The organism is Sphingobium sp., assembly GCA_023266575.1.
GTDB lineage: Bacteria > Pseudomonadota > Alphaproteobacteria > Sphingomonadales > Sphingomonadaceae > Sphingobium.
Genome location: JAHFPV010000011.1, coordinates 95,794 through 117,008, shown reverse-complemented (window position 1 = coordinate 117,008; position 21,215 = coordinate 95,794). Strand labels below are relative to the sequence as shown.

The 21,215-nt window shown below is 63.2% G+C and carries 19 protein-coding genes; 6 read left to right on the top strand and 13 right to left on the bottom strand.

What is annotated here, in order from left to right:
• The first annotated feature begins 20 nt into the window (after positions 1-20).
• The 4 genes from Q0D44_RS12305 to Q0D44_RS12290 all read left to right on the top strand — a co-directional run bounded on the left by Q0D44_RS12305 (position 21) and on the right by Q0D44_RS12290 (position 6,282).
• Positions 21-527, top strand: a complete 507-nt coding sequence (locus Q0D44_RS12305; protein WP_294136879.1) for a DUF2497 domain-containing protein — start codon at positions 21-23, stop codon at positions 525-527.
• Between the two features lie 107 nt (positions 528-634).
• On the top strand, positions 635-1,774 hold the full coding sequence (gene add, locus Q0D44_RS12300) for an adenosine deaminase (RefSeq protein ID WP_294136878.1): 1,140 nt from the start codon (positions 635-637) through the stop codon (positions 1,772-1,774).
• Between the two features lie 45 nt (positions 1,775-1,819).
• Positions 1,820-4,771, top strand: a complete 2,952-nt coding sequence (locus Q0D44_RS12295; protein WP_294136877.1) for a valine--tRNA ligase — start codon at positions 1,820-1,822, stop codon at positions 4,769-4,771.
• Positions 4,772-4,833: 62 nt separating this feature from the next.
• Positions 4,834-6,282 carry an MATE family efflux transporter gene (locus Q0D44_RS12290; protein ID WP_294136876.1) on the top strand — a complete coding sequence of 483 codons (1,449 nt, stop codon included), beginning with the start codon at positions 4,834-4,836 and terminating at the stop codon, positions 6,280-6,282.
• A gap of 71 nt (positions 6,283-6,353) precedes the next feature.
• Here the strand turns inward: Q0D44_RS12290 and Q0D44_RS12285 are convergent, their stop codons facing one another.
• Positions 6,354-8,009, bottom strand: a complete 1,656-nt coding sequence (locus tag Q0D44_RS12285; RefSeq protein ID WP_294136875.1) for a DUF87 domain-containing protein — start codon at positions 8,007-8,009, stop codon at positions 6,354-6,356.
• Between the two features lie 195 nt (positions 8,010-8,204).
• On the opposite strand from Q0D44_RS12285, the gene Q0D44_RS12280 reads away from it, so the two are divergent.
• Positions 8,205-9,296, top strand: a complete 1,092-nt coding sequence (locus Q0D44_RS12280) for an acyltransferase (RefSeq protein WP_294136874.1) — start codon at positions 8,205-8,207, stop codon at positions 9,294-9,296.
• Here the strand turns inward: Q0D44_RS12280 and Q0D44_RS12275 are convergent.
• The 11 genes from Q0D44_RS12275 to Q0D44_RS12225 all read right to left on the bottom strand — a co-directional run bounded on the left by Q0D44_RS12275 (position 9,274) and on the right by Q0D44_RS12225 (position 19,781).
• Positions 9,274-10,278 (bottom strand): LLM class flavin-dependent oxidoreductase, encoded by a 1,005-nt coding sequence (locus tag Q0D44_RS12275; RefSeq protein WP_294136873.1) that lies wholly within the window; start codon positions 10,276-10,278, stop codon positions 9,274-9,276. The genes Q0D44_RS12280 and Q0D44_RS12275 overlap by 23 nt on opposite strands.
• A 46-nt stretch (positions 10,279-10,324) precedes the next feature.
• Positions 10,325-10,765 carry an Hpt domain-containing protein gene (locus tag Q0D44_RS12270; RefSeq protein ID WP_294136872.1) on the bottom strand — a complete coding sequence of 147 codons (441 nt, stop codon included), beginning with the start codon at positions 10,763-10,765 and terminating at the stop codon, positions 10,325-10,327.
• A 90-nt stretch (positions 10,766-10,855) separates the two neighbouring features.
• Positions 10,856-11,071, bottom strand: coding sequence for a sulfurtransferase TusA family protein (locus Q0D44_RS12265; protein WP_294136871.1), 216 nt, complete (start codon positions 11,069-11,071; stop codon positions 10,856-10,858).
• 5 nt (positions 11,072-11,076) lie between these two features.
• Positions 11,077-12,441: a ribosome biogenesis GTPase Der gene (gene der / locus Q0D44_RS12260; RefSeq protein ID WP_294136870.1), complete on the bottom strand. Its 1,365-nt coding sequence runs from the start codon at positions 12,439-12,441 to the stop codon at positions 11,077-11,079.
• 129 nt (positions 12,442-12,570) lie between these two features.
• Positions 12,571-13,920 (bottom strand): PQQ-binding-like beta-propeller repeat protein, encoded by a 1,350-nt coding sequence (locus Q0D44_RS12255; RefSeq protein WP_294136869.1) that lies wholly within the window; start codon positions 13,918-13,920, stop codon positions 12,571-12,573.
• Positions 13,921-13,934: 14 nt separating this feature from the next.
• Complete coding sequence (locus Q0D44_RS12250) at positions 13,935-14,633, bottom strand: tetratricopeptide repeat protein (RefSeq protein WP_294136915.1); 699 nt, start codon at positions 14,631-14,633, stop codon at positions 13,935-13,937.
• Positions 14,634-14,709: 76 nt separating this feature from the next.
• A complete protein-coding gene (panB, locus tag Q0D44_RS12245; protein WP_294136868.1) occupies positions 14,710-15,582 on the bottom strand; it encodes a 3-methyl-2-oxobutanoate hydroxymethyltransferase in 873 nt (290 codons plus the stop codon).
• Positions 15,583-15,680: 98 nt separating this feature from the next.
• A complete protein-coding gene (locus Q0D44_RS12240; RefSeq protein ID WP_294136867.1) occupies positions 15,681-18,140 on the bottom strand; it encodes a TonB-dependent receptor in 2,460 nt (819 codons plus the stop codon).
• A gap of 161 nt (positions 18,141-18,301) precedes the next feature.
• Positions 18,302-18,490, bottom strand: coding sequence for a YezD family protein (locus Q0D44_RS12235; protein ID WP_294136866.1), 189 nt, complete (start codon positions 18,488-18,490; stop codon positions 18,302-18,304).
• A 102-nt stretch (positions 18,491-18,592) separates the two neighbouring features.
• Entirely contained in the window at positions 18,593-19,261 is a 669-nt protein-coding gene (locus Q0D44_RS12230; protein WP_294136865.1) for an alpha/beta hydrolase, read from the bottom strand.
• 154 nt (positions 19,262-19,415) lie between these two features.
• A complete protein-coding gene (locus Q0D44_RS12225) occupies positions 19,416-19,781 on the bottom strand; it encodes a PRC-barrel domain-containing protein (RefSeq protein ID WP_294136864.1) in 366 nt (121 codons plus the stop codon).
• An 88-nt stretch (positions 19,782-19,869) separates the two neighbouring features.
• Here Q0D44_RS12225 and Q0D44_RS12220 point away from each other — a divergent pair, with 88 nt between their 5' ends.
• Positions 19,870-20,301, top strand: coding sequence for an OsmC family protein (locus tag Q0D44_RS12220; RefSeq protein WP_294136863.1), 432 nt, complete (start codon positions 19,870-19,872; stop codon positions 20,299-20,301).
• Here Q0D44_RS12220 and Q0D44_RS12215 read toward each other — a convergent pair.
• Positions 20,273-21,151, bottom strand: a complete 879-nt coding sequence (locus Q0D44_RS12215; protein WP_294136914.1) for a DMT family transporter — start codon at positions 21,149-21,151, stop codon at positions 20,273-20,275. The genes Q0D44_RS12220 and Q0D44_RS12215 overlap by 29 nt on opposite strands.
• Positions 21,152-21,215: the final 64 nt, after the last annotated feature.

The window sequence follows — 21,215 nt, the reverse complement described above, 5'->3', positions numbered from 1 at the left end:
GCCGATAGTCAGGGGACGGCATGGGCGACATGACAAAGGAACCCTCGATGGAAGAGATACTCTCGTCCATCAAGCGGATCATCGCCGAGGAAGGCGAGGAGGCGGTGCAGGCTGCGCCGCGCCGCGGCCGGGCCGATCCCGCGCCCAAGTCCCTGATCGAACCGGGCGAACCGGCGCCTGCACCCTTTGTCCCTCTGGTCGACGAAGTGCTGGAACTGACCGATGAGGTCGTGGTGGAGGATGTGATGCCCGCTCCCAAAGCTGCCGCCAAGGCGACGCCGGTGGCCAAGCCTGCCGCCGCAGCGGACGAATCGATCCTGTCGGTCGAAAGCGAAGTCGCGGCGCGTCATTCTCTGTCGGCTCTCTCTTCCATGCTGGTCGCCGCCCCCGAAGGCGCGGACAATACGCTCGACGGGCTGGTCCGATCGATGCTGAAACCCATGCTCAAGGAATGGCTCGACGCCCGCCTGCCTGCATTGGTCGAGGATATGGTGGCCAAGGAAATCGCGCGCATAACCGCGCGCTGAGCCGCGTCCCTCCCGCTCCATTTTTTGATACGGGGCGTGGACTATATCATGATGGACATGCGCCGCTCGATCCCCGGATAGACAGACGGGTTTTCAGGGGATTGGTGATGATGTTGAGCAGACGCGGTCTGGTTCGTGGCGTAGTGGGTGCATCGCTCGCCGCGATGGCGCCTTCCCTCCCGATGTGGAGCGCGGTGGCCCAGCCGGAAGGCGATGCTGCCGACATGGCGCGCTTCATCGCCGCGCTGCCCAAGGCGGAATATCATGTCCATCTGGAAGGCACGCTGGAAGCGGAAATGAAGTTCGCGCTGGCGAAGCGCAACGGGCTGGACCTGCCCTTTGCCGATGTCGCCGCGATGAAGGCCAGCTATATCTATCATGACCTGCCGAGCTTTCTGGCCATCTATTATGACGGCATGAAGGTGTTGCGGACCGAGCAGGATTTTCACGATCTGGCCTATGCCTATCTGGCCAAGGCGGCGTCGCAGAATATCCTTTATGCCGAAATGTTCTTCGACCCGCAGGAGCATTTGAAACGCGGCGTGCCGATGGCGGCTGTGATTGGCGGCATCACCAGCGCGCGGGAGGCGGCTGCGGCGCAGTTGGGGATCGGGTCGCAGCTCATCCTCTGCTTCGTGCGCGACCTGTCGGCGGAGTCGGCGATGGCGGCGCTCGACGCGGCGCTGCCGTTCCGCGAGCATCTGGTCGCTGTCGGGCTGGATTCGGACGAGAAGGATCATCCGCCGATCAAATTCGCCACCCATTTCGCCAAGGCGCGGGCAGCGGGGCTGAAGGTCACGGCGCATTGCGACCTCAACCAGAAGGATATTTTGGCGCATATTCGCCAGGCGATTATCGATATCCGCGTCGACCGGATCGACCATGGTGGCAATATATTGGAATCGCCGGAGCTGATCGCGATGGCGAAGGCGCGGAACCTCACTTTCACCGTCTGTCCCAGCTTTTCCGGCACGGTGCGCGGGGACAAGCCGCCGGTCGATGTGGTGCGCGGGATGCTGGACGCGGGTCTCAACGTCACCATCAATTCGGATGATCCGGCCTATATGGGCAGCGAATATCTCAATGAAGTGCTGGTGAAGGCGCAGGCGCGCAGTGCGCTGACCAAGGCGGAGCTGGTGCGGTTGCAGCGTAATGCCTTCAACGCGGGCTGGATGAGCGAGGCGCAACGCGCCGCTTGCCACGCCAAGCTGGACGCCTTTGCCAGGGCGGAGGGTGTGGCCGGATAATAGTTTCGCTGGAATGGAACGGGAAGGGCCATTATGGGCGCTTCCATGACCGACCTGCCCAAAACATTCGACCCCGCTGATATCGAAGCCCGCTGGTACAAGCATTGGGAGACGAACGGCCTGTTCCGCCCCGAACGACCGGACGCGCAGCCCTATACCATCGTCAATCCGCCGCCCAATGTGACGGGCAGCCTGCATATCGGCCATGCGCTCGACAATACGTTGCAGGACATCATGATCCGCTACGAACGGCTGCGCGGCAAGGATGCTTTGTGGGTGGTCGGCACCGACCATGCGGGCATCGCGACCCAGATGGTGGTCGAGCGGCAGATGAACGCCAAGGGCGAGAAGCGCACCGATTACACGCGCGACGAGTTCATCGCGAAGGTGTGGGAGTGGAAGCAGGAGAGCGGCGGCACGATCACTGGCCAGCTGCGGCGGCTGGGCTGTTCGATGGACTGGAGCCGCGAACAATTCACCATGGACCCACATTTCAGCAAGGCCGTGGTCAAGGTGTTCGTGGAACTGCACCAGCGCGGCCTGCTCTATCGCGACAAAAGGCTGGTCAACTGGGACCCGCATTTCCGATCCGCCATTTCCGATCTGGAGGTGGAGACGAAGGAGACGCAGGGCGGCTTCTGGCGCTTCATATATCCGCTGGCGGACGGTGTGCGCCTAGCCGATGGGGCGGACCATATCGTGGTCGCGACAACGCGGCCCGAAACGATGTTGGCCGACATGGCGGTTGCGGTCCATCCCGACGATCCGCGCTATCGCAGCGTGATCGGCAAGGAGATATTGCAGCCGATCACCGGGCGCCGCTTGCGGATCGTCGGCGACGACTATGCCGACCCCGAACTGGGGTCCGGCGCGGTCAAGATCACGCCGGGGCATGATTTCAACGATTTCGAGGTCGGCAAGCGCGCGGGCATCGCGGCGGGCCAGATGCTCAATATGTTCGATGCGGATGCCAATGTCGTGCAGACGGCGGACGGTCTGGTGCCGGAAACGTATCTCGGCCTGCACCGCTTCAAGCGCGACGGCGTGGATGGCGCGCGCGAGGCTGTGGTCGCGGAGATGAAGGCGCTGGGCTTCCTTGTGCCGCACGTTGCCAAGAATAAGGAAGGCGAGGAGGTCGTTGCCGACTTCGAGCCGCGCGTCATCCAGACGCCGTTTGGCGACCGGTCGGGCGTGGTGATAGAACCCTGGCTCACCGATCAATGGTATGTCGATGCCGCCAAGCTGGCGGTCGCGCCGATGCAGGCGGTGCGCGACGGGCGGATCGAGATCGTCCCCAAGACATGGGAAAAGACCTTCTTCAACTGGATGGAAAATATCCAGCCCTGGTGCGTGTCACGGCAGTTGTGGTGGGGGCATCGGATTCCGGTTTGGTATGGGCCGAAAAGGGTGCCTGATGGTGTTGCTCCCGACTTGTCGTCGACCATTGAGGACGTGCCATTCGTCGCGCTAGACGAGGACCATCTTCATGAGCAACTCATAGGCTATTATGGCCCGGACACAGAGTTTGTGTTTGTCGGTGACGAAGAGGAATATCTCGAACGCGACACGGCACTTAGTGGCAATCAAAAGTTAGCGCAGGAAAACGCGAACAAGATCGCTCTGTTTCGCGACCCCGACGTCCTCGACACCTGGTTCTCCTCGGCGCTGTGGCCGTTCGGGACGCTGGGCTGGCCGGAAGAAACCCTCCCCATTGAGGGGGAGGGCAGGGTGGGGGTGGACCACCCCATCGACGGCAGCCCCCCCTCACCCCAACCCTCTCCCCCAAGGGGAGAGGGAGCCAGTCTGGTCTCCCGCCATTACCCCAATGATCTGCTCATTTCCGGGTTCGACATCCTGTTCTTCTGGGACGCGCGGATGGCGATGCAGGGGATGGAATTTATGGGCGAGGTCCCCTGGCGTAAGCTCTACCTCCACGGCCTCGTTCGCGCCGCGGACGGGCAGAAAATGTCCAAGTCCAAGGGCAATGTGGTCGATCCGCTGGGCCTGATCGACAAGTTCGGGGCCGATGCGCTGCGTTTCTTCATGAGTGCGATGGAGAGCCAGGGTCGCGACGTGAAGATGGATGAGAAGCGGGTCGAGGGCTATCGCAACTTTGCGACCAAGCTCTGGAACGCGGCGCGTTTCCTCCAGTCGAACGGGGTGACGGCTTCGACCAGCATCGACGCGCCTGCCGCCACGCTGCCAGTCAACCGCTGGATCATCGCCGAGACGGTGGCGACCGTGCAGGCGATCGACACGGCGCTGGCTGACCTGCGTTTCGATGCGGCGGCCAATGCCATCTATCACTTCGTCTGGGACCAGTTTTGCGACTGGTATATCGAGCTGACGAAGGGCGCGATGGACGATGAGACGCGCGCGGTCGCGGGCTGGGCGTTCGACCAGATTTTGGTGATGCTCCACCCGTTCATGCCCTTCATCACCGAAGAATTGTGGCACCTGACCGGGGACCGCGCCAACGCACTGATCGTCGCGCAATGGCCCAGGGCGCTGGCGGCGGTCGATACGGACGCGCAGGCGGAGATTGACTGGCTGATCCGGCTGGTCAGCGCGATCCGCACCGGACGCACCGAACTCAATGTGCCGCCGGGCGCCAAGCTGCCGATGGTGGTGCGCGACGGATCGGAAACGACGCACCGCCGCCTCGACCGGCAGGGCGCAGCGCTGGCGCGGCTGGGGCGGATCGAGAGCCTGACGTTCGGCGAGCCACCCGAAGGCGGCGCGGCGCAGATCGTTGTGGATGAGGCGACCTTCATCCTGCCGCTGGAAGGCGTGATCGACATTGCGGCGGAAAAAGCCCGCCTCGCCAAGGCGCTGGCTGCGGCGGAGAAAGAGCGGGATGGCCTGGGCGGGCGATTGTCCAACCCCAGTTTCGTCGAAAAGGCCAAGCCCGAAGCCGTCGCCAAGGCGCGCGAGGATCATGCCGAAAAAACCGCCGAGGCGGAAAGGCTGAAAGCGGCGCTGGACCGGTTGGGGTGAAGCTATAAGGACTATGTGTTCCCGCCTGCGCGGGAACACCGGCACGAGGGGAGAGGCAGCAAGTGACAGGGACAGCGGGCGGAAAAGACCTGACGCAGGGGCCGATCGCTGCCACGCTGCTGCTGTTCGCCATTCCCACGCTGGCGTCGAATATCCTCCAGTCCTTGAATGGCTCGATCAACGCGATCTGGGTCGGGCGGTTTCTGGGGCCGCAGGCGCTGGCGGCCACCGCCAACGCCAATATCATCATGTTCCTCATGTTCTCGGTCGTGTTCGGCTTTGGCATGGCGTCCACTGTCATGATCGGCCAGTCGATGGGACGGCGCGATATCGACGCGGCGCGGCGCGCGTTCGGATCGGCAGTCGGTTTCTGCATGGCGATGGCGGTCGTGGTTTCGACGGCGGGCTGGCTGGGCGCGCCGGCGCTGCTGCGGATGCTGGCGACCCCGGCGGAAGCCTATGACATGGCGCTGGTCTATCTGCGCGTCATCTTTGTTGCGATGCCCGCCAGCCTGTTGTCGGTGATGATCATGATGGGCCTGCGCGGGGTGGGGGATGCGCGCACGCCGCTCATCTTCATGATCGTCAGCGTGGCCTTGGACTTGATCCTCAACCCCGTGCTGATCCTGGGGCTAGGGCCGTTTCCCGCCATGGGCATTGCCGGATCGGCGACCGCGACCGCGGTGGCGGGCTTTGTCAGCCTGATCGGCATCATCGCCTATACCTATGCCAAGGATCTGCCGCTGCGATTGCGCGGGCCGGAACTCGCCTATCTGCGCCCCGCTGCCGACCAGATGGGGGTGCTGCTGGGCAAGGGGCTGCCGATGGGCCTCCAGATGATCGTCATGTCCGCGTCGGGACTCGTGATGATCGGCCTGGTCAATCGCGAAGGGCTGCTGGTGACGGCGGCCTATGGCGCGTCGCAGCAGCTATGGACCTATCTCCAGATGCCCGCCATGGCGATGGGCGCGGCGGTCAGCGCGATGGCGGCACAGAATGTCGGCGCTGGCCGGTGGGACCGGATCAGCCGGATCACCGGGGTCGGCATCGGCTATCAATTGCTGATTACCGGCACGATGGTCGCGGTGATGCTGGTGTTTCACGAGCCGTTGCTGGGGTTGTTCCTGGGCGATAATGGCGCGGTGATTGCCGAAGCGTGGCACATGCAGTTGCGGGTCAGCTGGAGCTTCATCGCCTTTGGCTGCACCATGATCCTGTTCGGGGTGATGCGCGCCAATGGCGTGGTGGTGAAGCCGCTGATCATCCTGATCTTCACTTTGTTCGTGGTGCGGATCGGCTTTTATTATGTCGCCTATCCGCTGATCGGGCCGGACGCGCTGTGGTTCAGCTTTCCGGCCGGGTCGTTCGTATCACTGCTGCTGGCGTTCCTCGTCTATGCCCATGGCGGCTGGCGCAAGGCCAAGCTGCTGGTGCCGGTGCATGAGGAAGAATGTCGCGAATCGGTGAACAGCGAGGCTGAGCCAGCCGGGCGGATCGCGCCGACGGGGTGAATGATCGAAGCCCTGCATTGCATTTCAAGAAGGGCGACCCTTCGACAGGCTCAGGGCGAACGGATGCATTTTTAACGCCCCTGGTTGCGCCAGCGGGTGATGGTGCGGTCGAGGATGGCGTCCTCGCCGCCTGACTGGCGCCAAAGTTCGGTGAAGCTGGGATCGCCCGATGCGGGGCGGCGATGTTCTTCCAGATTGTCGAGCGCGACGCGGATCGGCACCGCGACACCCTCGCCGCAGATGATCGCCTCCCGATTGCGCAGCGCGGGGATGGAATCGAGGAAGCCGCGCGCGCCTTCGGGCATGGCGGCCTTCACGAAGGCCTGGTCACGGTCGTTGTTCAGGCGCATCGAAATGATGGTGCCGCACTGCGACAGCACGCCTTCGGCAAGGTCCGAGGGACGCTGGGTGATGAGGCCCAGCGACACGCCATATTTACGGCCTTCCTTGGCGATCCGCTCCAATATCTTGCGGACTGCCTGCCCTGCGCCGGTGGTGCTGTTGGGGATGTAGCGATGGGCCTCTTCGCAGACCAGCAGGATCGGCCGCTGCGGCTCGTCGCGCGCCCAGATGGCATAGTCGAACACTAACCTGGACAATACCGACACGACGGTGGAGGTGATGTCGGATGGCATGGCGGACACGTCGATGATGGAGATCGGCTTGCCGTCCGATGGCAGGCGGAAAATCTTGGCGATGAAGGCCTGCATCGTGTCGGCGACCAACATGCCCGAGAACATGAAGCTGTAGCGCGGGTCCGCCTTGATCTCGTCAATCTTGGTCTTGAGCCGCATATAGGGCAGCGAATTGGTGCCCTTGTCGAGCTTGCCCATCTCGTTCTGGAGGATGGAGGTGAGGTCGGACAGCAGATAGGGGATCGGCGAATCGACGGTCAGGCGGCCAATCTGTTCGGCCAGGCGATTCTTGGAGCGCGCGGCGAGCAGGCATTTGGCGAGAATGTCGCAATCGACCGTGCGTTCGGAACCTGACGAGGTGACGAACACCTCACAATGTTCCTCAAAATTCATCAGCCAATAGGGCAGGGCCAGATTGTTGATGTCGAACACCGCGCCATTGGTGGCGAAGGCCGCGCCATATTCGCCATGGGGATCGATCATGACGATATGCCCCTGCGGCGACAGGTCGCAGATGCGGTGCAGGATCAGCGCGGCGCTGGTCGATTTGCCGGTGCCGGTGGAGCCGAGCAGCGCAAAATGCTTGCCCAGCATCGAATCGACATAGAGGGCGGCGCGGGTATCGTTGGTGGGATAGACGGTGCCGATTTCGACATTGGGGCGGTCATCGGCGGCATAGATTTGCTGCATGTCGCTGCCCGACACCGGGAAGATTTCGGTGCCTGGCGTCGGATAGCGGGTCACGCCGCGGCGGAAGCGATAGATGCGGCCGGTCAGTTGCTCCTCATCGCCCTCGCCCAGAAAGTCGATGTCGGCGATGATGCTCTTGCTCGCCTGATCCAGCGTCATCGCGCGCACGCTGGCGACCAGCCAGCATTGGCCGACGCGCATCTTCACCTGGCTGCCGACCTGTCCCGCCATTGCGGTGCAGGGGTCGGGGTCCTGCCCCAGCAGGGCAAGGCGCGTGGCGTCGATCATGACCTTGGAACTGGAGCCGGCAATCTGGAACACCATACCCATGGCCTGCCCCAGTGCGGGGTGCGCGGACGATGCAGCATTGGCAAATTGATGTGCGCCCGGCATCTGGGTCATGAGCCTTTGTCGTCCCTTCGACCGGAGCGGCTTCCGGCAAACAGGGACTTATCTAGGCGATAGAGGTAAAGATTGGCTTATAGCCGCACAGGGTTAATGCGCGGTAGACACAGGTCCGAAACGGATCGACATGAGGCGGCGCGGAACAGCGGGCCAGTTGGCGCATTATTGCCGCGTAACAGTCAGGATCTTTGCTTGTCCGAAACGATAGTGGCCGATGGAGCGCGTCGCTCCGACGCGATCGCCATAGCCCGTGTCATCTGTATCCTTGGCGTCGTCTATGTCCATGCCTGGACCGGGCAGAATGGCGAGACGCTGGACGCGCTGCGCGGCACCGCGCAGGAGAATCTGCGCTGGGCCTTGATGGAGATATTCGGGCGCAGCGCCGTGCCGCTGCTGGGGATGATTTCAGGCTGGCTGGTCGCTGGGTCGCAGAGCGCGCGGCACTGGCAGGGCCATGTCCGGCGCAAGGCGCGGACGATAGCGCTGCCGATGATCCTGTGGAACGGGCTGGCGATCCTGCTGGTGTCGGGCGCTGCCTGGTTCGGGTCGCTGAGCGCGCCGGTGCCGACGTCGCCCTGGTGGGTGGTGGAGGAACTGCTGATCGTCAGCCGCAATCCTGACATCAATGTCCAGATGCCGTTTTTGCGCGACCTGTTCCTGTGCATGGTTGCCGCACCGCTGTTGGTGCGATCGCCGGGATGGGCGTTGTGGCTGGTGGTCATGGCGGCGGTGGCGGCGCATGTCGCGGGGCTGGGGCCGCCGGTGCTGATGCGGGCGTCGATCCTGTGCTTCTTCACGCTCGGCATCCTCGCCCGGCGTGGCGGGTGGGAGCGGCGGGCGATTGCGCTGCCGCTGGCGACGGCAGTGCTGCCCTTTGCGCTGCTGATCAGCGTCCAGCTTTATGTGATGGTCGGGCTGGCGGAATTGCCGTCCCTGCCGCTGCGCAATGCCATCGATCTGGCGGTGCGGGTCGCAGCGGCGCTCGCCTTCTGGCGGCTGGCCTGGGCGCTGGCGGGGAGCGGTGTGCGTGGCGTATTGCTGCGGATCGAGCCGTTCGCCTTCTTCCTGTTCTGCGCGCACCTGATCCTGATCTGGCTGTTCGGGCCATTGCTGGGCCAGATGTTCGGGCCGCTCGGATCGCCGCTCTATCCAGTCTATCTGGTGATCCAGCCGCTGCTGGTGCTGGGCGCAGTCATGCTGATCGCCACGCTGCTGCGCCGGATCGCGCCCGGCGCGGCCACTATGCTGAGCGGCGGACGGATCAGGCCGGTTCGCGGGCAGTGAGTGCCTGTGCTGCGGCCATGGCGATGGCGACGCTGTGCTTGCGCGCAGCCACATCATGGATCTGGCTGGTGAGGATCAGTTCGTCGACCTGAGTGCGCGCCACGAAGGCGGTCAGGTCGCGCTCGACATCGGCCTGGGTACCGATGCTGGAGACGCTTAGCACGTCGGACAGCATCGCCTGCGCCTGGGGCGGCAGGCTGTCATAATAGCCCTCCACCGGCGGCTGGAGCTTGCCCGGCTGGCCGGTGCGCAGGCGCACGAACGCCTGCTGCATCGAACTGGCGAGCAGTTGGGCTTCGTCGGCGCTGTCTGCAGCAAAGACATTATAGCCTGCCATGACATAGGGGTTTTTGAGCTGTGCCGAAGGCCGGAAATCGCGGCGGTAGATCGCAATCGCGTCATCCAGCGCGCCGGGTGCGAAGTGGGAGGCGAAGGCGTAGGGCAGGCCGAGCGCGGCGGCGAGTTGCGCGCCATAGAGGCTGGACCCCAAAATCCATAGCGGCACATCCTCGCCCGCGCCGGGTGTCGCCTGAATGCCCAATCGGTCATCGCCCGCGAAATAGGCCTGCAACTCCATCACGTCGCGCGGGAACTGATCCGCGCCGCCCGTCAGATTGCGGCGGATCGCCTGCGCCACCCGCTGGTCGGAACCGGGCGCGCGGCCCAGCCCCAGATCGACCCGGCCGGGGAACAGGGCGGCAAGCGTGCCAAATTGTTCGGCGATCAGCAGAGGGGCATGGTTGGGCAGCATGATGCCGCCTGCGCCGATGCGGATGGTGGAGGTCGCATGGCCGATATGCGCCAGCACGACCGATGTGGCGGCAGACGCGATGCCCGCCATGCCATGATGTTCGGCGACCCAGTAGCGATGATAGCCCAGCATTTCGGCATGGGCGGCAAGATCGGCGGCATTGGCCAGTGCGGTGGCGACGCTGTCCCCTTCGCGAACGGGGACGAGGTCGAGCATGGAAAAGCGTGTCATGCCTGCCATATGGGGGCAGGTTGGGTTTTATTTCAATACGGAAAAATCAGACCGCGCGGCCAAAGCCCTGTGCCGGGGTGTCCGCGCGACGGCCAAATGTCACCGGACGACGCGCCACCAGCGGGTTGGCGTCACGGTCCAGCAGCGCCATCGTCTCGGAAAAACAGGGGCGCAGCGCCACGACGGTTTCGATCAGTTCGTCCGGGCTTTCCCGCGTTTCCACGCAGCGGCGGGCGACCATCTCGATTTCTTCGGCCATGGCGCTCAGCCGATAGGCGCCAAATTGCGCCGATTCGCCCTTGAGCGTATGGGCGGGCGTCACCAGCGCGGCGGCATTGCGGGCGCGAAACGCATCCTCTACCGCGCTGATGGATTTGGCGCCATCTTCACGGAAATAGCCAAGGATGCGCAGAAATGCCGTACCCAGCTCACCGCGGGTCCGTGCAAAATCGCTCCAATTGACGAGGTCGGCTTCTTGATGAGGCACCCGTGCCACTCCTTGCTCTACAGACAAGAAAATAGGCGGTGCGCGTAAACAGAGCGTTAAAGCGTGGCGAAGAGCAATGGATTGTTCGCTTCAATCTGGCGCAATCTGCGACAGCGCATAACAATGGGTGTCGAGGACCGTAAAGGACCAGCCATGCTGCCGGGCGAGCGCTTCCAGTTCGCGCCCGGCAATCGGGTCGTCCGCTTCGATTCTGATGGCGTCGGCATCGCGCATGGCCCGTGCCGCGCGCAGGGCGGGCCAGGGACATTTCATGCCGCGCGCATGGACGATGACCGGATCGGCCATCGCGCCTATTTGCCGAACGGGTTTTTGGCGCTGCGCAGCGTCAGCCGCACCGGCACCGCACCAAAGCCCAATTCCTTGCGGATGCCATTGACCAGATAGCGGCGATAGCTTTCGGGCAGGTCGTCCAGCCGCGTGCCGAACAGGATGAAGCCGGGGGGGCGGGTCTTGGCCTGGGTGATGTAGCGCAGCTTGATCCGCTTGCCGCCCGGCGCTGGCGGGGGATTGGCCTCCAGCGCGCTTTCAAACCAGCGGTTGAGAACGCCGGTGGACACGCGCTTCGACCAGGTGGTGCGGGTTTCGAACGCGACGCGGATCAGGTCGTCCAGCCCCTTGCCGGTCGCGGCCGACACGGTCATGATCGGCACGCCGCGCACCTGCGCGAGGCCGTCGAACAGCGCCTGCTTGATGCCCTGATAGAGGGCCGAACCATGTTCCACCGTATCCCATTTGTTGAGCGCGACGACGAGCGCCCGCCCTTCCTCCAGCACCTTGTCGGCGATGCGCAGATCCTGCGCCTCCAGCCCGCGGGTCGAATCGAGCAGCAGCACGACGACTTCGGCGAAGTTCACAGCGTTCAGACCATCGGTGACGGCCAGCTTTTCCAGCTTGTCCTGCACCTTGGCATGTTTGCGCATTCCGGCAGTGTCGATCAGGCGGACGGGGCGTTCCTGGCCCTCGTCGCTGACCCACATCCAGTCAACGGCGATGCTGTCGCGGGTGATGCCCGCTTCCGGGCCGGTCAGCAGGCGGTTTTCGCCCAGCAGCCGGTTGATCAGCGTGGATTTGCCAGCGTTGGGACGGCCGACGATGGCGAGCTTGAGCGGCGCGCTCTCGTCATCCTCGTAAAATTCCTTTTCGTGCGGCTCGTCATCTTCCTTTTCCAGATACGGCAGCAGCGCCTGAAACAGGTCGGCCATGCCTTGACCATGTTCGGCGGAAAAGGGGATAGGTTCGCCCAGTCCCAGGCTGAAGGATTCCATCACGCCATCATCGGCGGCCTTGCCCTCCGCCTTGTTGGCAACCAGCACGACCGGGGCATCATTGGCGCGCAGCCAGCGGGCGATTTCCTCGTCCAGCGGGGTGATGCCGGCGCGCGCGTCGATCATGAAGAGGGCCAAGTCGCAATTTTCGACTGCCGCCTCGGTCTGCATCCGCATCCGGCCGGGCAGGCTATTGGCGTCTTCATCCTCATAACCGGCGGTATCGACGATGATGAAGTCCAGGCCAAGCAGATGCGCCTCGCCCTCCCGCCGGTCGCGGGTGACGCCGGGCTGGTCGTCGACCAGCGCCAGCTTCTTGCCGACCAGGCGGTTGAAGAGAGTGGACTTGCCCACATTGGGCCGCCCGACAATGGCTACTGTGGGCAGCATGGAGGCCCGTTTCCTTCTGACAAATTCAAAATCGACAAATGCGGTGCTCCCGCGAAGGCGGGAGTCCAGTCCGAAAGGTGGAACTGGACTCCCGCCTTCGCGGGAGCAGGCCTAGCATATTTGTTGCTCTTAGCGGAGTGCCGTCAATTTTCCATCATCGGCAAGCAGATAAAGCATGTTGTTGGCGACGATGGGCGAGAGTGACATGGAGCGATCCATGTCCACTTCGGCCTGCACGCTGCCATTGGTGGGATCGACATAGACCATCTGGCCGCGCGTGGACACGACGATCAGGCGATTGCCCGCCAGAACAGGGCCGGTCCAGCGGATCGCCTTGTCCTTCTTCTTTTCCTTCTGCCAGCGGCGCAGCTGGCTGACCCAGCGGATCTTGCCGGTGGCGCGCGCGACGCAGAGCAGGCGGGCGTCGCTGGTGACGACGAACACCCATTCGCCGACCACCGACGGGGTGGAGATGCCAGCAATATTGATTTCCCACAGGCGCTGGCCGCTGGTCAGTTCATAGGAGGCCATGCGGCCGCCCTGACCGATGGCGAACACCCGGCCTCGGTCAATCACCGGGTCGGCATCGATGTCGGTCAGCGTCGCAACGGCGGTCGAAATGCTGGTGCGCGAGAGGGCGTCGCCCCACAGGGTGCGGCCATTTTCGTAGCGATAGGCGGTCAGTTCGCCGGAGCTGTAACCCGCGATCACCGTGCCCTGGGCGGCTGCGGGGGCGGCGACGCCGAACACGCCGGTCACCTGCAATGTGCCGCTGTCGGTCCACTGGGTTTCGCCATCGGACTGGTTGAGCGCGAAAATCTGGTTGTCCTGACCCATCACATAGACATGGCCATTTTCCAGCGTCGGCGCGCCGCGCAATGGCCCGGCCAGATGCTTCTTCCAGATGATCGCCCCGTCTGCGGTATTGAGGGCGAATACGTCGCCAAGGCCCGTGCTGGCGAACACCCGGTCACCCAATACGCTGACGCCGCCGCCGAAGAGCGAACGGCCATTGCCCTTGCCCTCGGCAGGCAGGCTGGTCTGCCACAATTTGCCGCCACTCGCCGCGTCAAACGCGATGACATGCGCGCCCGCGTCGGTCACGAACAGCTTGCCGCCCGACACGACCGGGGATGCGGCGAGGCGCGCCTGCGGCGAGCTGCCCTCGATCGAGGCGCTCCACACCTGTGTGGGTGATCCGCCCAACGAGACATTGCCCATCGCCTTGGACGGATCGCCGCCCGGCTGCGCCCATTGTTCGTTGACATAGGGGGCAGGCAGGCTGACCGGCACGTCGGCCAGCGCGGGTTCAACCTCGACACCCTGTTCATTGTTCAGGATGGACACGCGGTTGCCCAGCACCGGGGTCTTGGGACCACCCTTCTTGCCGCCAACAATGCCGCAGCCGGCCAGCAGCGCGATCATCAGGGTGAGCGTCACGGCGCGGCCAATGGGCGCTTTTGTCTTCATGCTGTCCATTCCCATGCGCTCATTCATCCCTGTGCCGGATCAGCGGGCAATTCAACCGCGTCGATCCCCAATAAACCTGCCATCTGTCGCGCGCGTGAACGGATCGACTGGGGCACATTGGCATCCTTGGCGATTCCGGCGAAAAGCGGCCCGGCAAGGTCGTTTTTGCCCATTTTCATATAAGAGATGGCGACCAGCTCGCCAGCGCTGCCGAACCAGGGCGCACCCTCGATCGCCAGCGGTTTCAGGCGATCGACGATTTGCTGCGGCTTTAGCGTTTCAAATTGCAGCGCGGTCTGGCGGATCAGCGCCAGATCGCGATAGGGCTGGTCCAGCCCGGTATCCGCGACCATCGCGCCATAGAGCGCGATGGCGCCCTTGGCGTCGCCCTTGCGCGATGCGGTGCCGGCTTGCACCAGCAGGGCGGACGCGCGATAGCCCGGCTGGTCGGCCTTGGTCAGTGCGTCCAGTTGCTTGGCATCGGGGGTGCCGCCGCCGGTGGCGGTCGCCAGCACGGCGTCCATCTGTTCCGACACGGCTTCCGATTGGGTCTTGCTATGATGCTGCCAGTAGAGCCAGCCGCCAAAGGCCGCCAGGCCGACGACGACCGCGACCAATATCCAGCGCCCATAGCGCTGCCACACGGTCAAAAGCTGGTCCTGACGGACCGCTTCATCGACTTCACGCATGAAGGCTTCGCTATTTTGCGGCGTCAGGGCCACGATATTCTCCGGGACATGGATCAGAAACAGATGGGCAGAAGGCGCGATCAATAGCGGCGCTTATGCCACAGGCAAATCACTTTTTCGGGCGATACACCTGTTCTTCGGTCGGAAAGCTGCGCGCCCGCACATCGGCGGCATAACGCTCTGCTGCACTGGCAATGGTTTCGGCGATATTGTCGAAGCGTTTGACGAAGCGCGGCACCCGTTCGAACATGCCCAGCATATCTTCGGTCACCAGCACCTGCCCGTCGCAATGGGCCGATGCGCCAATGCCGATCACCGGCACATCGACGCTGTCGGTGATGGCGACGGCAAGTTCCTCCATCACGCCTTCCAGCACCAGGGCAAAGGCGCCCGCCTGCGCCACGGCACGGGCATCGGCCATGATCTTGGCATGTTCCTCCTGGCTTTTGCCCCGCGCGCCATAGCCGCCGAGCGCATTGACCGCCTGCGGGGTCAGGCCGACATGGGCCATGACCGGGATGCCGCGCTGGCTGAGGAACGCGATCGTTTCCGCCATCACCTGCCCGCCTTCCAGTTTCACCGCCGCCGCGCCGGTTTCCGCCATGATGCGGCTGGCGCTGGCGAAGGCCTGCTGCGGGGAGGCTTCATAGCTGCCGAACGGCATGTCGACCACGACGACGCTATGATAGCTGCCCCGTACCACCGCCGCGCCATGGGCGCACATCATGTCGAGCGTGACGGCCAGGGTGGAGGGCAGGCCGTAAATCACCTGTCCCAGCGAATCGCCGACCAGCAGCATGTCGCAATGAGGATCGAGCAATTGCGCCTGCCGCGCGGTGTAGGCGGTCAGCATCACCAGCGGCTCGGCTGTTTTCCCCTCAAATTTGCGCCGCTGGATGGCGGGCACGGTCAGGCGCTTCATCGGCGCAGGGGTGGGATTGGCGCGGCTGGTCGACGTGTCGAGGGTGAAGGTCGTAGACATGGGCAGGCTCTAGCCCAGCCGAACCCCCGGCGCAAATGGCCAGCAATGGGCGGAGTGGCATGGTCGTGCCGCTCCGCCCACTGGCGGGGTGAGATGGATCAGAAGCTGAATTTGATCGTGCCGCCCCAGGTTTGCGGATCGCCGGGCTGGCCGGCGATCAGGCCGGTGTTGCCGGGTGCGACCTGGAGGGTTTCGATATAATCGACGTCCAGCGCGTTGCGGACCCAGCCGAATACGTCGAACCCTTCGCCCCGGAAACCGGCGCGGATGTTGGTCAGGGCATAGCCCTTCACATTGGTGTAGATCGAGGGCGAGGCGTTGCTGTTCCAGTGCGAACGGTAATTGCCGTCAACGCCGAAATAGACCTGTCCTTCCTTCGCCAGCAGCGTGACCGGCTGGTTGATCTCCGCGCCATAGGAGAAGGCCCATTTGGACACGCCGGGTAGATCCTGACCCGAAATGTCGCACTGGCGCGGGCTAAGTGCACCCGGCACGCCCGGCTGCGAATAATCCGGCGTCGCATTGGCCGCCTGGAACGTGCCGCCCGACAGTTCGGGCGGGCAGGGCGCGTCCACGAACTTCTTATATTTGGCGTCGGTATAGGCACCATTGGCATAGGCGGTGAAGCGATCGCTGGCGACGATCTTGAAATCCGCCTCGATCCTCTGCGACCGGACCTTGCCCGCATTGGCGAGGTAGCCGCGCACCGTGCCGAACTGGCCGCCATTCACCGTTGCCTGGAAATTCTTGATGTCGGTGCGGAAAGCGGTGAGGTTGAAGGTCGCCCGGCGATCGAAGAACTGGGTCTTGAGGCCGATTTCATAATGGTTGACCGATTCCGGCTTTACCGTGCTGGCGTCATAATTGACCGTATTGTCGGCGTTGAGCGGCAGGCCGTTCTGGTTGATCCCCAGCGTCTTGAAGCTCTTGGCATAGGTCGCATAGGCCAGCACGTCGCGGGCGATCTTGTAATTGATGTTGAAGTCGTAGGTGAAATTCCATGCGCTGTCGGACGGCGCGCTGACCTGCGGCTGATAGACGCCGCATTGCTGGGTCGTACCCTTGATGGTCCCCGGTTCAGCAACGGTGGTGCAGCTGATGGCCTGACCCTGGGCGTTGGTGACAACGCGCTGATAAAAGCCCGATTTCTTGTCATAGTTCAGGCGCAGGCCCGGCTGGATCGTCAGCGCGTCCGTCACTTTCCAGCTCAGCTGACCGAACAGAGCGGCACTGTCGGCCTTAAGATATTGGGTATTGCTGGCGGTCAGGCCTGCCAGCGTAGCCGGGATATTGGCGGGATTGGCCGGATCGGTCGATGGTGCCAGGCTCCATTTCGCAGCGGCGCTGCCCTGCTGTTCGGTGCCCTGAGTGTCGATCCGCTGCTTGAAGCCGAACAAGCCGAGGACGAAATCGACATCCTGGCTTTCGTAATTATAGCGAAATTCCTGGCTATACTGGTCCTGCTGCGAGGGGTTCTGCGATTTCGAGACGATCGACAGGCCAGTAAAGTCGCGGTCATTTTCCGGCTTCCAGTCCCAGAAACGCCAGGCCGTGACCGACGTCAGCGTGCCGGGGCCGACATCCCATTTGATCTTGGCCGACACGCCGCCAATCTTGTTGCCCGCGTTCAGGTTGCTGTCCAGATCAGTCAGCCGGTCATAGGGATTGCGGCTGGGGACGACATAATTTTGCGCAGCGGCCAGCGCGTCATATTGGCGATTGAGCGGGCGCTGCGTTTTGCCGACGCGCACGAAAGTGGTGCCGCAGCATTCGGGGTCCTGCTTGCTGTAATCGCCCGAAAGGGTGATGCTGAAATCCTCGCTCGGCTTGAACAGCAACTGGCCGCGGAGGCCAAGATTGTCCTGTTCGTTGATCCAGCGCTGGCTTGTCACATTGTAGAGCGTGCCGCGACGGCTGGTCGATGCCATGGCAATGCGCACGGCGACCGTGTCGGACAGAGGACCGGAAACAGCGGCCTTTGCCTGTTTGAGGTTGAGGTTGCCGACGGTCAGTTCGGCGCGGCCCTCAAAATTGAAGGTCGGCTGGTTGGTCGTGATGTTGATCGCGCCTGCCGTGGTGTTCTTGCCATAGAGCGTGCCCTGTGGCCCGCGCAGCACTTCGACCTGCGCGACGTCGAGGAAGTCGAAGGTCGCAGCGGCAACGCGGCTGTTATACACGTCGTCGACATAGATGCCGACGCCCTGTTCAAAGCCGTCGCTGGTCAGGCCGAATGGCACGCCCAGGCCGCGAATGTTGACCGACGTGTTGCGCGGGTTGGTCGTATAGACCTGCAGCGTCGGTGCGAGTTGTTGCAGCTTGACGATGTTGAAATTGCCGGTCGCTTCGATGCTGTCGCCACGGACCACTGAAATGGCCAGTGGCACTTCCTGCGCGGTTTCCTGACGGCGGCGGGCGGTCACGACGATGACGTCGCTGCGCGGGTTCTGCGTTTCGGCGGCCGGGTCGACCGGCTGCGGCGTTGCGTCCTGCGCAAAGGCGGCAGGCGTGATGAAGGAAGCGCTTGCCACGCTGGCAAGCAACAGAAAACGCGCAATCATATTGGTCCCCTTTTTCCGGCGGTCCGGTGTTTAGTCGATCGCGGCGTTTCCGGTGGTCCGGTCAAAGCCTGTATTTTCAGGGTGACGCTCAATTTTGCGGCTCACCCCTTTGCCGCATGGGTCATGATGACCCGGTAGCCCCGTTTACTCGCCCTCCGCTGTCAGCTGGTCAGGCGCGTCTTTTCAGTCACATCGATCTGGACCACGCGGGCGTCATGGACGGTCAGCGTGATCGATCCGAATTTCAGGCCCGCCAACACGCCGCGCACCTTGTCGATGCTGATCGTGATGTCGGACCGTTGTGCGTCGGTGCGACCGTTGCGGAAGTCAGTTGGTCTTGTGTCAGTCATGCGTACCTCTTTCCGCACATTATCTCAACTAGATTGATAGACAAAAAAGTAAATATAAGGGGCGCTCAAGTTTCTCTTGTGGCGCCCCTTGGGGTTCAATGATCACAAATGGGCGCGAAGGCCCGCAGAGGTCAGCGTTTGCCGCGCGAGCGGAATGGCGGGACGGGACTGGCGCATGGCGGACGCCTGTTCCTGGGCATTGTTGATCAGCCGTTCGAGCAGCCCCTGTCCAAAACTCCATTCGCCAAGGCCCGAATCGGCGTTGATGTGGCCGACATGGCCAGCATCGATAAATTCGCTGCCCCAATATTTGCCGACGCTGTGGGCGCGCTCGAAGAAGATATAAGGGTCGTCCCGGCTGGCCACCAGGATGGACGGGAAGGGCAGCGGCGCACGCGGAGTAGGGCCAAAACCGCCGATCGTTTCGGGGGTTTCCATCCGGTCGCAATCGGGCGGCGCAACCAGCAGTGCGCCGGTTACGGGCCAGCCATAGGCCTGGCTCTGCAACGCGCCCCACCAGGCGACGGCCATGCAGCCCAGGCTGTGCGCGGCCAGGATGACCGGGCCGTTGACGGCGCGGATCGCTGCGTCCAGCCGCGTGACCCAGGCATTGCGGTTGGGGCTGGCCCAGCTGCCCAGATCAACCCGCTCGCAATCGCCGCGTGTTTCCTCCCACAGGCTTTGCCAATGGCCCGGCCCGCTATTGTTCAGGCCAGGGATGGTCAGCACGACCGGCTGGCGCGTGTCACCCGAAAATCCGAATCGCTCCATGGTCTGATCCTCATCCTGTCTATCCAGGACATGAGGATAATTCTATTCTTATGGTAGACAATGGGCAAGCGACAAAATGTGTCGAAATCTGGGCGACCGGAAGGCGCAGGCGGGCAGGCGGCTTTGCCGCCACCGCCCGTCCACCAGACAGCCCTTACCAGGGGTAGATCAGACCATAATATTGATAGACGTTGCGGCCATAGCCATCGCTATAATCGGGACGTTCGTCGGCCATGTGGCGCGGCGCTTCATCCAGCAGCTTGCGGTCCAGATCGACCACATAGCCGCCCTGCTGCGTGTCATAGTTCAGCATCGACCAGGGCAGGGGATAATGGTCATGCCCCATGCCCAGAAAGCCGCCAAAGGACAGCACTGCATAACGGACCTGCCCCGTAACCTTGTCGACCATGAAGTTGGAGATTTTGCCGAGCTTTTCGCCCTGCCGGTTATAGACAGCAGTGCCTTCTACCCGATCGGATGCGATTAGCTGGCCGTGATTTTCAAGTGTCGTGTCAGACATTGTCACTCTCCTGCACAAGAAGGATTATAAGGATGCAACCACGCGGGTGCCTGCGGGTTCCTTGTCGGCAAGAGCAGGAGATAGAGTCATGAAGATCAATCGTAGCGGATCAGCGGTGTGGAGCGGCGGGCTGAAGGACGGCAAGGGCGCGATATCGACCCAGAGCGGCGCGCTGGACGCCTATCCCTATGGATTTGCCACGCGTTTTGAAGGCGTGCCGGGCAGCAACCCCGAAGAACTGATCGCCGCGGCCCACGCCTCCTGCTTCACCATGGCGCTGTCGCTCATCCTGGGTGAAGCCGGGCTGACCGCATCCAAGATGGATACGAAGGCGGTCGTCACGCTTGAAAAGCTGGACGATGGTTTTGCCGTCACCGCAAGCCACCTGACGCTCAAGGCCAGCATTCCCGGCGTGGATGACGCGACATTTCAGGATCTGGCGGGCAAGGCCAAGGCCAATTGCCCGATTTCCAAATTGCTGAAGGCCGACATCAGTCTGGATGCAGAGCTGTTGTCCTAACCCGCGCCACCTTGCCGCGGACATGTTCGCGCCAGGCAATATAGAGACCGCTGGCGATGATCAGGCTTGCCCCGATCCAGGTCGTTGCCAGCGGCCATGGTTCGCCGATCGCCAGGCCCAGCAGCGTCGTCCAGATGATCGCGCTATAGTCCATCGGCAGCACCACCGACACAGGCCCCCAGCGCAGCGCGGCGGTCAGGCAAAGCTGCGCGATGCCGCCGAACAGGCCGATCAGCAGTAATAGCCCCCAGGTGACCGGATCGTGCATTTGCGCGAAGAAGGGCATGGCGATGCCGAGCGGGATCATCGACAGCGTCGTGAACCAGAACACCACCACGCCCGCGCTTTCAGTCCGGCCCAGTTCGCGCAGCACCAGGCTGACGCTGGCCGTCACGAAAGCAGCGGCGATGGCGACTGCGACCCCCTGTAGCGGGAAATGGCCGGCATCGGGCCGGATCATCACCAGCACCCCGACAAAGCCGATCAGCACCGCCCCCCAGCGATGGATGCCCGTCGCCTCCCGCAGGATCAGCGCCGACAGGATCGTGCCGAAGATCGGCATGGTAAAGCCGATCGTTGCGGCTTCGGCCGGTAATAGCAGGATATAGGACAGGAAATTGAGCAACATGCCGCTCAGCCCCAGCATCATGCGGCTGGCATGGACGCGGATGCGGTTGGTGCGCACGGTGCGGAGGCCATCGGCCATCGCCACCCAGCCCAGCACGAAGGGCAAGGCGAGCGCCTGGCGATAGAAAAGCGATTCGACGACATGCACGCCACGCCCATCGACCACCCGCACGGTCACGAACATGATCGACAGACAGATGACGGCCGTCAGCCGCAGCCCGATGGCAAAGAGCGGCCGATGCGGTCGGGGTTGGGGCGGGGACGGCGTCACCGCTCCGCCTTAACCC

Coding starts and splice junctions, on each gene's coding strand:
- der (WP_294136870.1), bottom strand. CDS start 12,441: ATGCTGCCCACAGTAGCCATTGTCGGGCGGCCCAATGTGGGCAAGTCC.
- add (WP_294136878.1), top strand. CDS start 635: ATGATGTTGAGCAGACGCGGTCTGGTTCGTGGCGTAGTGGGTGCATCG.
- Q0D44_RS12265 (WP_294136871.1), bottom strand. CDS start 11,071: ATGGCCGATCCGGTCATCGTCCATGCGCGCGGCATGAAATGTCCCTGG.
- Q0D44_RS12255 (WP_294136869.1), bottom strand. CDS start 13,920: ATGGACAGCATGAAGACAAAAGCGCCCATTGGCCGCGCCGTGACGCTC.
- Q0D44_RS12275 (WP_294136873.1), bottom strand. CDS start 10,278: ATGACACGCTTTTCCATGCTCGACCTCGTCCCCGTTCGCGAAGGGGAC.
- Q0D44_RS12285 (WP_294136875.1), bottom strand. CDS start 8,009: ATGACCCAGATGCCGGGCGCACATCAATTTGCCAATGCTGCATCGTCC.
- Q0D44_RS12235 (WP_294136866.1), bottom strand. CDS start 18,490: ATGACTGACACAAGACCAACTGACTTCCGCAACGGTCGCACCGACGCA.
- Q0D44_RS12305 (WP_294136879.1), top strand. CDS start 21: ATGGGCGACATGACAAAGGAACCCTCGATGGAAGAGATACTCTCGTCC.
- Q0D44_RS12230 (WP_294136865.1), bottom strand. CDS start 19,261: ATGGAGCGATTCGGATTTTCGGGTGACACGCGCCAGCCGGTCGTGCTG.
- Q0D44_RS12225 (WP_294136864.1), bottom strand. CDS start 19,781: ATGTCTGACACGACACTTGAAAATCACGGCCAGCTAATCGCATCCGAT.
- panB (WP_294136868.1), bottom strand. CDS start 15,582: ATGTCTACGACCTTCACCCTCGACACGTCGACCAGCCGCGCCAATCCC.
- Q0D44_RS12240 (WP_294136867.1), bottom strand. CDS start 18,140: ATGATTGCGCGTTTTCTGTTGCTTGCCAGCGTGGCAAGCGCTTCCTTC.
- Q0D44_RS12220 (WP_294136863.1), top strand. CDS start 19,870: ATGAAGATCAATCGTAGCGGATCAGCGGTGTGGAGCGGCGGGCTGAAG.
- Q0D44_RS12295 (WP_294136877.1), top strand. CDS start 1,820: ATGACCGACCTGCCCAAAACATTCGACCCCGCTGATATCGAAGCCCGC.